The organism is Bradyrhizobium sp., assembly GCF_049581145.1.
GTDB lineage: Bacteria > Pseudomonadota > Alphaproteobacteria > Rhizobiales > Xanthobacteraceae > Bradyrhizobium.
In genome coordinates this window covers 1-12,442 of record NZ_JBAURI010001207.1, presented here as the reverse complement: position 1 = coordinate 12,442, position 12,442 = coordinate 1, and the positions used below count along the sequence as shown (strand labels likewise).

Genomic DNA, 12,442 nt, shown 5'->3' with positions numbered 1-12,442 from the left:
GGTTGACCGACGCCTTTTCGAAAGCAACGGCGTACTTCGCGACGCCGACCTTGACCGGGGCCAGCAACGCCGCCAGGTTCGGAGGAAGGTTGCTGTTTTCGAGCTCGGATATCTGCTGCTGGGCTTTGCCGACGTTGGTCTTGAAGGTGTCCCGCCCTTTGGGATCGCGCGTTGCCAGCAGCCGCCAGTTCGCGACACGAACCAGCAGGACCTTGGACTCGAGTGAGCCGGCGGATGGCGCGAAAGCGGTCTCCTTGGCGGCGTCGACGAATTTCTGGACATCGGCGGCCATCGTGTCGCCATCGGTGAACAGCGAATCCTTGCCCGCGATGAACTGCCGGACCGCATCGCCGAGTGCCAGGCGCTTGGCCTTCAGTTCAACAACCGTCTTTTGAAGTTCCCTGTAGGCGGCCCGCCGCTCTTCCGAAGCGGTTTGCTGGAGGGAAATATCGAGCATGCCGGAGACGTCCGACAGCCGCTTCTCCGCTTCCGCGTAGGAAGGCCCGTCGTGATCGAATTGATAGCGCAGGATGGCGCGTCGCACCGCCTGCAGGTCGCTTGATATCTGCACGATGCGGATCGCATTTTGGGATTGCGCCGCCATCGCATCGATGCCGGCTGAGATCGTCCACAACTGCCAGACCCCGAAACCCGCCAGTACCGCGCCCAACAGCACAAGCGCGCCAAAGCCGGCATAAAGCCGGCCAGTGATTCGAACGTTGAAGATCGACATCAAGCTGGTCCTTCGAAGGAGGGTTTCGGTCTCGGGAGCCGCGGCAGCGCAAGTTTTGTCCTGGCGGGTGCATTCTTGCGCGCATCACACTACGCGACCAGGTGGCACTCACCGTTTCATTGGCGACTTAATCGGTGATGAAATACCAAGTCCGTGCCACTACGGTGCGGGCCTCTACCGGCTTGGTTCTCCGAGTCTGAAGGATGCCGGGTGAAGTCCGAAATGGGCCGGGCGGCGTGAAAACCCGCGGCCGGTTTGCGTGACCGGTCGGTCGAGCTTGTGTCTGCTGTCTCTCGACTGCGACCAATTCAGCGGCGGAAATTCGCGGGCGCCCGGGCCCACCGATACATGGGGATTACCGCAACGCCTCCAACCGTACTGCGTCACGACCGCTTGACCGGCTATCCGAATCGAGCACGTGATTTCCGCATGCTCCGTCTCGCATGACCTGCGTCGTCAACAAATTTGACGCTGTTTGCGAAAGGCGGCCCAGTTCGTGCTTTCGCGCGCTTTCCCAGGCGCGAACCTAATATTCCACGCTTGATACATGGCCGTTCGCACCGGCCTGGTCATTGTGTTCGCGGCTTGCCTTCTGCAGATAGGCGACAAGGTCGCGGCGGGACGGCGCATCGAGCACGCGAACCGGCATGCGCGCGCCGCCCACGAGCTTCTGAGGGTCGGCCAGCCACTGATCGAGATTGTCCGTAGACCAGATGAGGCCGGCGGCCGCCAGTGCCGGCGAATAGTGGTAGCCGGAAGCGGAACCGGCCTTGCGTCCGACCACCCCGCCGAGCATGGGCCCGGCCATGTTGCGATCCATCGAATGACAGGCGGTGCACCGTTCGCTGAAGAGCTGCCGGCCATGGACAGGATCGGGCGCGGCATCGGCCTCGAAGCGTGCCAGATTCTTGGCGTCCGACGGATTGACCGAGCGCAGAAACGTATAGCTCAGCGTTATCGTCTCGACGTGGTCCATCTCCGAATCCTTGGCAAAGGCCGGGTCGACGAAAAACACGACGGGCATGTCGATGCTCTCATGCGGGTCGAGGCGTTCCTCGTTGAAGCAGAAGCACTGAATCTTGTTGAAATAGATGCCGCTGGTTTCGGGCGTGACGTTGAACGCAGCATGCCCGACCGTCGGTTCGTCACCGAGATTCTCGGCGGTAAAGAATACGAGCTTCTGTTCACCCAGATGAACGGTCACGGAGCGCTGCTTCGGCTCGAACCGCCAAGGCAGGCCGGGCGCGACATTGCTGTCGAAAATGACCGTCACGGTTCGTTCCGAGGTGGCCGTCGGATCGGAGTAGGCCCGCTGCGTCGTGCCTCCATAGCCGGTCGCGCCGCAGAAGGCGCGGTATAGTTGCGGCGCGTAGGCCACGAGGCCGAACATGATGCCGAGCACGACGAAACAAGGCAACAGCACGTTCAGGTGTTTGCGATAGCGCGGCGCCATTGTCACCCCTCACACAGGCCGTCCCCGGCACCTGCGCCGGTGTAGACCGATGCGGCGCGGCCGTCCACCGCGCCAGGATCGCCAATCACGCGAAACGGGATGGCGACGGGCTCGCGGTGCCCGGCTGACGTTTTTGTGATCCGGTTTCGATCAGAAGCCGGGCTCGTCGGATTATGCTTGGATGGGCTGGAATTCCATCAGGTGGAATCGCATGCGTCGATTGCATGGACGAACAAAAAGCTCGAACCTGTTCACTGCGAATGAGTGGCTTCTGCAATGAAATCAGTCTTGATTGCGGGGGCAGGGATTGCCGGACCGACGCTCGGCTTTTGGCTGAAGGCCGCCGGTTTCGAGCCGACGCTGATCGAGCGCGCGCCCGCGCTGCGCCGCGGCGGTTATGTGATCGATTTCTGGGGGCTGGGGTACGATATTGCCGAGCGGATGGGATTGACCGCCGAGATCCATCGCGTCGGCTATCATGTGCGGGAGCTGCGGATCGTCAACGACCGCGGTCGTCGCGTGGCGGGCTTCGGAACCAGGCTTTTCGACGAGTTGACCGGCGGGCGCTACGTGACGCTGGCCCGCAGCGAGCTTTCGCGCCTGCTGTTTGAAAGGATACAGGATCATGTCGAAGTCATCTTCGACGAGGAGATCGTCGGTCTCGAGGACCGGTCCTGCGGGGTGCGGGTTGAATTGAAACGTTCAGGCGAACGCTGGTTCGACCTCGTGATCGGCGCCGATGGCTTGCACTCGACCGTTCGCAGACTTGCCTTTGGCCCGCAGCAGCAGTTCGAAAACAGCCTCGGTTATGTCGCCGCGGCGTTTGAGGCGCGAGGCTACCGCCCGCGCGATGACGATGTCTACCTGGTGTACGGACGACCGGGACAGATGGTCGGACGCTTCACGCTGCGCGACGACCGATCGATGTTCTTGTTCGTTTTTTCCGCCGGTAGCGATTCGCTGCCGGCAACGATCGAACAGCAGAAGGCCCTGCTGCGCGAAAAATATGCCGCGGGCGGCTGGGAATGCCCGCCGATCCTTGCAGGGCTCGATCGCGCCGGCGAGGTTTATTTCGATCGCGTCAGCCAGATCAGGCTGTCCGGCTGGTCGCAGGGGCGTGTCGCGCTCATCGGGGACGCGGCTTTCTGCGTCTCCCTGCTGGCCGGGCAAGGCACCGCCCTGGCAATGATCTCGGCCTATGTACTGGCGGGTGAGCTTGCCGCTGCCGGCGGCCGCCACCAGCAGGCTTTCAGCAGCTACGAGACGCGGTTGCGTCCGTTCATCGCGACGAAGCAGCGGGGCGCAGAGCGCTTCGCCGCCGCCTTTGCACCGAGGACCCGATGGGGTCTTCGTTTTCGCAATCAGGTGGTACGGGCGTTTGCGATTCCAGGGCTGGCAAAGCTTGCCATCGGCCGGGAGATCATCGACAGTCTGCACCTTCCCGAATATGATTTGCCATCGTTTCACCACCATTGAGCGACGTTCATGCCCTGCAGAGTCCGATGACCGAACTAGCTGCCTCAACCTCCAAAACCCCCGAGCTCGTCCGGGTCCATGGCTCCAAATCGACGGGCGAGAGAACGGTCAGCCTTCTCGCGCTGTGCGGGCTTGCGCTGGTGATCGGGGTGATGACCGGCTTCGGCGCGGTCGTTTTCCGGGCCCTGATCGGGCTGGTTCATAACATCTCCTACAACGGCAGATTGAGCTTCCTCTACGATGCCAATGTCGCGGAGGCGCCGAGCCGATTCGGCGATTGGGTGTTTTTCTCGCCCATCATCGGCGGCCTGATCGTCGTCTACCTGGTCAGGCAATTCGCGCCGGAGGCCAAGGGACACGGCGTGCCTGAGGTGATGGACGCGGTGTTCTACAAGCACGGCAACATCCGCGGCCTGGTGGCCCTGATCAAGGCGCTGGCTTCGGCGATTTCGATCGGCAGCGGCGCCGCGGTCGGGCGCGAAGGCCCGATCATCCAGATCGGCTCGGCCCTCGGCTCGGCGTTCGCGCAGGTGATCAGGCTGTCGACCTGGCAGAAGATCACCCTGCTGTCAGCGGGGGCCGGCGCGGGGATCGCGGCAACTTTCAACACGCCGCTTGGCGGCGTGCTGTTCGCGCTGGAAATCCTGCTGCCGGAGGTCTCGAACCGGACCTTCCTTCCCGTCGTCGTCGCCACCGGCGCCGCCACCACGATCGGCCGGGTGTTGATCGGCCCTGATCCGGCCTTTGCGGTCTCGGACGTCCAGTTCGCGCTGGCCGGAACGTTCGGCGCGCAGGAAGCGATCGCCTTCGTTCTGCTCGGCATCCTGTGCGGCGTGGCCGCGTGGGCCTTCATTCGGCTGCTCGTCATCATGGAGGACGGCTTTCCGAAGTTGCCCGGCAACGAATATACCCAGAACATCATCGGGATGGCCGTGATCGGTCTGATGATGGTGGTGCTGACCCGCAGTTTCGGACACTCCTATGTCGATGGCGTCGGTTATTCGGTGATCCAGGCGATCTTCGATCAGAAGATGACGGCGGCCGGGCTGCTCGTGCTGCTCTTCCTGCTCAAGATGCTCGCAACCACCGTCAGTCTCGGCTGCGGCGCCTCCGGCGGCATTTTCTCGCCTTCGCTCTATCTCGGGGCCACGCTGGGAGCGGCCTTTGCCGCCGCCGCGAGCACGTTGCTGCCCCATGCCGGTCTCTCTGTGCCGTCGGCTGCGATCATCGGCATGGCCGCGATGGTCGGTGCGGGAACCGGTGGCGTCATGACCGCGATCGTCATGGTGTTCGAGATGACGCGCGATTACGCCATCATCGTTCCCGTCATCGTCGCGGTGGCGCTGGCCGCCAGTGTCAGGCGCGCGCTGATCAGCGAGACGATCTACACCGTCAAATTGCGCCACCGCGGCCACCGCATTCCCAAAGAGCGGCATATCAATCTCTATCTCGTCAAGCAGGCGCAGGACATCATGGAGCGGCGGTTCATCGTGGCGAAAGCCGGAACGACGCTGAAGCAGGCGATGGTCGCGGAAGATACCGACGATCTGCGCGCGATCGTGGTCGAGCGCGAAGGACGGATCGTCGGGCTGATCCCGCCGCGGTCGGGCCTGTGGCTGGAATCGCGGACCAACCCGGACCTGCTGGTCGAACGTTTCGCCGAACAGCGCATGGTGATCTGCCGCGATGAGGACCTTTTGAGCCTGGTGTTCGCGCGACTGCGGCGCCACCGCGCAGGAGCTGCGATCATCTTTCGCGGCGCGCACCGTCCGCGCATCTCCGATGTCGTGGGGATCATCACCAAGCGGGCAATCGCCGACGCCGTCATCGACAGCTACGAGGAGTGATCGGCAGCTGCGATATCCCATCGCCGGGGCGCTGGGCGCTGCTGAAGACATCCTCGGGCTTGCGAGGGTTCAACGCCTGGAATAACGCCGGGAATTCAGTCAGGTCCGATACGCGGGCTAGATCCGCGTCGAGATGGACGGCCCTGGCCATGTCAGGGTTACGTTCGACGTTGCTCAAGGCGCGCCGCCCGCGAGGCGGCTCCGGACGGAGACGCCTCGCGCGATGTGTCCAGTCGAAGTCTATGCGGCCCTAACGGTGCCGAGGAACCTGTGGACTTCATCCTTCAGCCGGTTGCTGTCGCGGGACAGCGTCTGCGCTGCCGACAGCACCTGCGAGGAGGCCGATCCGGTCTCGCTGGTGCCACGCTGCACATCGGAGATGTTGGCCGAGACCTGCTGGGTGCCCTGGGCCGCCTGCTGCACGTTGCGCGAAATCTCCTGGGTCGCGGCGCCCTGTTCTTCGACAGCGGCGGCGATGGTCGAGGAAATCTCCGACAGCCTTTCGATGGTGCCGCTGATCTCCTTGATGGCGCTGACCGAATCCTGCGTCGCTGCCTGAATGCCCGAGATCTGCTGGCCGATCTCGCCGGTCGCTTTCGCGGTCTGCTCGGCCAGCGCCTTGACCTCGGAGGCGACGACGGCAAAGCCGCGGCCGGCTTCGCCGGCGCGGGCCGCCTCGATGGTCGCGTTCAGCGCCAACAGGTTGGTCTGGCCCGCGATGGTGTTGATCAACTCGACCACGTCGCCGATCCGGCTTGCGGCCTTCGACAACTCGCTGACGCGCTCGGTGGTCGAGCGCGCCTGGCCGACGGCCTCATTGGCCATCCGCGCCGATTCCTGCACCTGGCGGCTGATCTCGTTGACGGACGACGACAGTTCCTCGGTGGCCGAGGCCACGGACTGAACGTTGGTGGTTGCCTGTTCCGAGGCGGCCGCGACCGTGGTCGCGACCTGCTGCCCGTGCTCGGCGGTCTTGGTCAGCGTTCCTGCCGAGGCTTCGAGCTCGGTCGACGCCGAAGACACCGTGTCGATGATTTCGCCGACCGCGCCTTCGAAATCGTTGGCGAGCTTGTGCATGTCGGCCTTGCGCTGCTCGGCGGCGCGCTTCTCGGCGGCCTGCTGCCCGGCTTTCAGCTGCTCCACCTCGAGGCCGTTCTTCTTGAACACTTCGACGGTGCGGGCCATGTCGCCGATTTCGTCGCGGCGCTCGGTGCCGGTCACAATGGCCGTCAGATCATTGCCGGCCAGGACTTCCATCACGCCCTTGAGCTGGACGATCGGTTTGGCGACGCCGAACTGGCCGATCATGAAGCCTGCCAGCAGGCCGATCAGAGTCCCGACGATCGAGAAGATGATCAGGAGATTCGACGTCGAATGATAATCTTCGGTGCCCTGCTCTTCGTAGCGCTTGACGCGTTCGTCCAGGCGATCCGCGACGCCCTTCAGGACCACGCGCAGCTTTTCCGCGGCGGCCCGGCTGTTCATCGCCGCGTCGCGCAGTTTTGCGGCTTCCGCGCCAAGCTGGTTGTCCTTGACCGCGTCGGCCTCCCGCAGCGTCGTCTCCATGTCGCGCTTGTAGTCGGCCATTGCCTCGTGCACGGCCGGCAGCATCGATTTGGCCTGGTCATCCTGCGTCTTGGCGACTTCTTCCATGCCGATTTCGAACGCCTTCATCTGCTGGTCGATCGACTTGTGAACCGCGGCGCGGTTTTCCGGGCTGGGATCGAGCGCGACGCGGAACTCGGCGCGATTGAGCGCGATCACGTTCTGGTTGGCGCGCGCGGCGTCGAGCGAACGGTTGGCCGCGAACATCATGGTGTCGGCACCATTGTTCAGCGAAGCCATCGCGCGGATCGCAAGCCAGCTCAGGCTGGCTGTGACCGCCGACAGCAGCAGCACGACCGCGAGGATCTTGGTCAGGATCTTGAATCGGGCAAGAACGGACATTCGGACGCTCCAATCTAAATAGCGATTCGCCGCCACCCCGGTCCGATGACCTGGTTGACGACGCGCATTATTCGCAGGTGAAGATGGAGCGGCGTATCAGAATTAACCTTTAAGAACGCGGATCGTAGGAATACCGGAAGCGTCGGAGTTTACGAAAAAAGCGCTTTTGGTGGCGCAATTCGCGCATTCGCATCGACACGTCGCGCTAGCTACTTTCTGGCGCAAAAATCGGTCCGGTTGAACTGCTGCTCGAATCGGGTTGCGGAGCAAGAACTGCAAGGCCGAACGAATTTCGGGTTGACTTACGGCGGCTCCGTTGATTCATTTTGATGAATGAATCGCGATCGATCCCTGCAAACCCGTGAGAAGCTTCTCGCCAAGCTGCCGGTCACCGGCGAGCTTCTGCGCGGCACGCTGCTGGAGCGCACGGTCCGTCACAAGAGCGGCTGCCCCAAATGCGCTCGCGGCGAAGGGCATCAGGTGCATGTCCTCACCGTGAGCTATGGGCGTGGGCAAGTGCGCCAGTTCAGCGTGCGCCGCCAGCGGGTCGCGGAAGTGCGTCGCTGGCTCGACAACTACCAGGATCTGAAGGAGGCGATCGAGGCGATCTGTGAGCTCAATCATGATCTGCTGCGTCCCGAGGGCACGCCGGCGCGGAGCAGGAGGAAGACGCGTGATTGAGATGCGCAGAACGCAATTGAGCTTCGGCGACGGTTTGATCGCCGGAGAGGTGAGCGATCTCCGCGAAGGCTGGATGGAATACGCCGACCGGGTTTTGGCGGACGAGCAGATCGTCGATGCGGTGTACGAGGCGTTGGCGCGGCGGCATCCCAAGAGCCGCAGCCGCGGTCGGCTGGGCGCGCCGGCCGAGGTGGTGCTGCGCCTGCTGCTTCTCAAGCACGTCCGCAATTGGAGCTATCAGGTGCTGGAGCGCGAGGTGCGCGCCAATCTGGTGTACCGCGACTTCACGCGCGTGGGCGCCGGCAAGACGCCGGATGCCAAGACCGTGGGGCGCTGGGGCTTGGCGGTGGGGCCGGAGACGCTCAAACAGATCCACGATCGTGTGGTGCAGATCGCGCGAGAACAGCAGGTGCTGCAAGGGCGCAGAATGCGTGTGGACACGACGGTGGTGGAGACCAACATCCACCATCCGACCGATAGCACGCTGTTGGGAGACGGCGTCAGGGTGCTGATCCGCACCATGAAGCAGATCACGAAGATCGCAGGCGCGGCCGGCACGAAGCTGCGCGACCGGAGCCGGAGCGTGAAGCTTCGGTTGCTGGAGATCGCGCGAACCGCGCGCGCCAAGGGGCCGCTCAATCAGGGCAAACTCAAGGAGGGATATCGTAAACTGTTGGCGTCGACGAGCCGGGTCGTCGGCCAGGCGAAGCGCTTTAGCGGCGAGATCGCCAAAGGCGTGAAGCGTGCGAAGGGGCCCTTGAAACAGCTGGCGCTGCAAGGCCTGCGGCAGGAGCTGGAAGCGATGCTGCCGCTGGTGCGGCAGGTGATGCGGCAGACGCGGGAACGCATCTTCCGCGGCAACACACGGGCCGAGGGGAAGCTCGTGAGCGTGTTCGAACCGTCGACCGAGATCATTCGCAAGGGCAAAGCCGGCAAGCCGACCGAGTTCGGCAAGATGATCAAGCTGCAGGAAGCCGAGAACCAGATCGTCATCGACTACGAGGTCTACGATCGGCGGCCCAGTGATTCGGACCTGCTGGTGCCCGCCATCGACATCCATCGCGCCAAGCTCGGGCGCGCGCCGCGTCTGGTGGCGGCTGATGCAGCGTTCTATTCCTCCAAGAACGAAGTGGCGGCGAAGGCCAGAGGCGTAAAACGTGTCTGCATTCCCAACCGCAATACAAGGAGTGCTGAACGCAAGCGCGAGCAGCGTAAGCGCTGGTTCCGCGACGGTCAGAAATGGCGTACCGGATGCGAAGGGCGCATCAGCGTGGCGAAGCGCCGACATGGCCTCGATCGTTGCCGTTACAGGGGCAGTGCCGGAATGCAACGCTGGGTCGGGCTCGGCGTCATCGCCGACAACCTCATCAACATCGGCTCCGCAATGGAAAAGCGGTCACGCGGGCCGTAGTCTCTCAACTCAATCTGGCCCAACAGAAGCCCCGCCGGCTCTCGGCGGGGCTTGCCATTTGTCCGATCGTTTGACTTCTTTCAACGAAATTACGATTTTTGCGCCGGAAAGAGGCGCGAGGTGCGGCTGTCGACAGGCAGCTGACGGCCGCCATTCGGACGTGAATTCGATGAATTCGCAGGGTAGGGTCGTCGCGTCCGGGCCGGTGGCGGCTCCCAACCCGACCTGCATGTCGTGCATGTCGTGATCGCGGTTCAGAATTGGTGCAGGAAGGCCCGAGGTCACCAAACTGTCGTTGCGGGTGCATCCGCATCGGGAATCCACGTGGTCGCGCGAAAGCGCGCCATCGTTCTTCCGCGCAAGGCGGAACTTAGTCGATGGGAGCTGGTTCCCTCTGCAGTCATTACGACCAAGGGAGACCGTTTCATGGAACTCATCCTCATCGTCATTGTCCTGGTGCTGCTGTTTGGCGGCGGGGGATATTGGGGTCGCCGCAGGGGGCATTGGTAGGATTCGACACGGCGGCGTCCAACGGCTCGCAGGCGAGTTTGGACGCCGACCGCGCTTGCAACTGGTGCGCCGTCCTTCGGGGATGGTGAACCGGCGGGTTACGTCTTCGGCTGCCACCCGCCCTGCTCGTTTCATACGATCAGAACGTCGGAAACACTGGACTAGAGCGGAGGGACCGTGACGTCCGCGAGCCGCGTCGGCAGTTGAACGTTCCAGGCGAGGCCGAGCAGGACGAACAGCTTGAGCGCCAGATAGGTCATGTCCAACTCCCACCAGCGATGACTGTTGCTGGCCGAGCCGGGTTCGGCGTGGTGATTGTTGTGCCATCCTTCGCCGCTCGTGATCACGGCAACGATGATGTTGTTGCGGCTGTTGTCCCTGGTCTCGTAGTTGCGATACCCGAACAGGTGCGGAAAGGAGTTGCCGCACCAGGTGATGTGCCAGACCAGAACGGTGCGGACGACTGCGCCCCAAAGCCAGATACTGGCGCCGTATTGGACGGCGTCGCGCACCGTCCCCGTCAATGCCAGACCCACAAAAAAGCCGACAGTAAAATAGCCGAGCCAGGACGCCACAACGACCAACGGGTAGGTACGCTCGAGGCCGGCATAAAAGCGGTCGCGAATGATGTCGCGGGCATAGCGGTCGTAGGCGGCCACCCGGTTCAGGTCGGTATTCTCGATGAACAGCCATCCCATGTATGACCAGAACAGGTTGACCAGCGGACTATGCGGGTCGGGCCGTTCGTCGGAATGATGGTGATGCAATCGATGCGTTGCGACCCATCGCGCCGGCGAATCCTCAAAGCAGCACACCGCGATGCAGGCGAGGGTGTGCTCCAGCCATAGCGGACACTGGAAGCTTCGATGGCAGAGCAGTCGGTGATAGCAGAGATTGATCCCCAAGCCACCGAAGATGAAAATTCCGCACCAGGCCAGCGCGAGACCGGTCCAACTGAAGAACCAGGGGCTGAAGGCCAGACAGGCCAGCAGATGGCAGCCTCCGACCGCCCCGGCATAACGCCAATCGATCCGCCGCTTCGATGCGCCGAGCGGAAGCAACAAGGCTCCCGCTCGATGATTGCTCAAGACCTCCTCGACGCGCGCCCCGTCCGGCAGCGCGTGATCGCCCTTCAATGAACTCATCGAACGGTCTTAAAGCAAAGCCGGACACATTACGATGCTGAACCGCGCTTTGCCGGCGAAATCTTTGCTGGCTGAAGAGCGCGCCCTGCCCCTGTGCATGGTCGCGGGCGTAAGCTGACTCAATTCAACCTCAATTCGGTAATGTGTCGCGGATCCGGTCTCAATACATTGCGTTCGACGCGCTTGACGATGTCGGTCAGCACGGCGTTGGCCTTGCACGACAACCCGACCTTCTCGCCCTCGTGCACCACGAAACCGTTGAGATATTCGATCTCGGTGCGGCGGCCCTTCTGCATGTCCTGGCCCATCGAGGGACGCTGATCGGAGGAGGTGCGCTTGCCGTCCTCGAAGCGTTGCGCGTCACAGGCGCGCATCGCCGTCTCGTCACCTTCGCCGGCGCGCGCGATGGTCTCGGGCGCCAGGTGCAAGATCTCCTCCAGTTGATAGCCATGCGCCTGCCCGACACGGATCGCTTCGCTGCCGAGCCGGGTGGAGAAGCGGCGGATCGGCTCGCTTTGCAGCAACTCAGCGCCGGGCAGGCCGGTGCAGGCGGAGAGCCCATTGCCCATCACATTGGCGACCAGTTTCGACCAGCGCTCGCCCCACAGATTGCCCGTGACCTTGGCGCTGTCGGCGGTGCCGACCAGGCGGCAGATCTCCTCTGCCCGCTGCGTGATCCGGCCGTGCACTTCGCCGGCGCGAAACACCGTATGCGCCGCGCCGCCCTTGCCGGCGCCGCGGTGGATGTGGCCGGGCTCGGGCAGATTGACCGTGATGCTGCTGGCGATGCACCCGAGCGTCTTGCCCCAGCCGACGATGCCGGCGATGGTCTCTTCGTTCATGCAGTTCTGCAGCGAGACGACGTAGCCGTCCGGCGCCAGATATTGCCGGATCAGCGTGGTGGCCCACGCCGTGTCGTAGGACTTCATGCAGATGAAGGCGATGTCGACCGGCGCCTCCTTGGCAAGCTGCTGCGCGTCGGTGATGTGCAGCGCGCGCACGGGGACGGAAAATTCCGCGACGTCTCTGGCATGGGTGACGCGCAGGCCGCGCCTCCTCATGTGCTCGACATGCTCCGGCCATGGATCGATGAAGATCACGTCCTCGCCCGCCTGTACCATATGAGCGCCGGCATAGCCGCCGACGGCCCCCGCTCCGACGATCGCGATCGTCCGACCCATGCTTTCCTCCCGGCATTTTCTTCTCTGAGCGAGCCAGAGTAGCGCGGCCGCCGGGCTG

The 12,442-nt window shown here is 63.3% G+C and carries 8 protein-coding genes and 1 pseudogene; 4 read left to right on the top strand and 5 right to left on the bottom strand.

Annotated elements, in window-relative coordinates; genetic code table 11:
* Both WCB02_RS38490 and WCB02_RS38485 read right to left on the bottom strand, forming a co-directional pair.
* Nucleotides 1-733 (bottom strand): annotated as a pseudogene (locus tag WCB02_RS38490) (methyl-accepting chemotaxis protein); the annotation flags it as partial.
* A gap of 526 nt (nt 734-1,259) precedes the next feature.
* Nucleotides 1,260-2,186: a cytochrome c oxidase assembly protein gene (locus tag WCB02_RS38485; RefSeq protein WP_423967394.1), complete on the bottom strand. Its 927-nt coding sequence runs from the start codon at nt 2,184-2,186 to the stop codon at nt 1,260-1,262.
* A gap of 276 nt (nt 2,187-2,462) precedes the next feature.
* On the opposite strand from WCB02_RS38485, the gene WCB02_RS38480 reads away from it, so the two are divergent.
* Together WCB02_RS38480 and WCB02_RS38475 are read left to right on the top strand one after the other, a co-directional pair.
* Nucleotides 2,463-3,662 carry an FAD-binding domain gene (locus tag WCB02_RS38480; protein WP_423967392.1) on the top strand — a complete coding sequence of 400 codons (1,200 nt, stop codon included), beginning with the start codon at nt 2,463-2,465 and terminating at the stop codon, nt 3,660-3,662.
* 26 nt (nt 3,663-3,688) lie between these two features.
* Nucleotides 3,689-5,509 (top strand): chloride channel protein, encoded by a 1,821-nt coding sequence (locus WCB02_RS38475; RefSeq protein WP_423967390.1) that lies wholly within the window; start codon nt 3,689-3,691, stop codon nt 5,507-5,509.
* Between the two features lie 240 nt (nt 5,510-5,749).
* Here the strand turns inward: WCB02_RS38475 and WCB02_RS38470 are convergent, their stop codons facing one another.
* On the bottom strand, nt 5,750-7,456 hold the full coding sequence (locus WCB02_RS38470) for a methyl-accepting chemotaxis protein (protein ID WP_423967387.1): 1,707 nt from the start codon (nt 7,454-7,456) through the stop codon (nt 5,750-5,752).
* A 333-nt stretch (nt 7,457-7,789) separates the two neighbouring features.
* Between WCB02_RS38470 and WCB02_RS38465 the strand changes: the two genes are divergently transcribed.
* On the top strand, nt 7,790-8,137 hold the full coding sequence (locus WCB02_RS38465; RefSeq protein WP_423967384.1) for a DUF6788 family protein: 348 nt from the start codon (nt 7,790-7,792) through the stop codon (nt 8,135-8,137).
* Between the two features lies 1 nt (nt 8,138).
* The gene (locus tag WCB02_RS38460) at nt 8,139-9,548 is read left to right on the top strand and encodes an ISNCY family transposase (RefSeq protein WP_423967396.1); all 1,410 of its coding nucleotides are present in this window, start codon (nt 8,139-8,141) and stop codon (nt 9,546-9,548) included.
* A gap of 671 nt (nt 9,549-10,219) precedes the next feature.
* Here WCB02_RS38460 and WCB02_RS38455 read toward each other — a convergent pair.
* Both WCB02_RS38455 and WCB02_RS38450 read right to left on the bottom strand, forming a co-directional pair.
* A complete protein-coding gene (locus WCB02_RS38455; RefSeq protein ID WP_423967382.1) occupies nt 10,220-11,203 on the bottom strand; it encodes an acyl-CoA desaturase in 984 nt (327 codons plus the stop codon).
* A gap of 119 nt (nt 11,204-11,322) precedes the next feature.
* On the bottom strand, nt 11,323-12,384 hold the full coding sequence (locus tag WCB02_RS38450; protein ID WP_423967380.1) for a ketopantoate reductase family protein: 1,062 nt from the start codon (nt 12,382-12,384) through the stop codon (nt 11,323-11,325).
* Between the last annotated feature and the right edge of the window lie 58 nt (nt 12,385-12,442).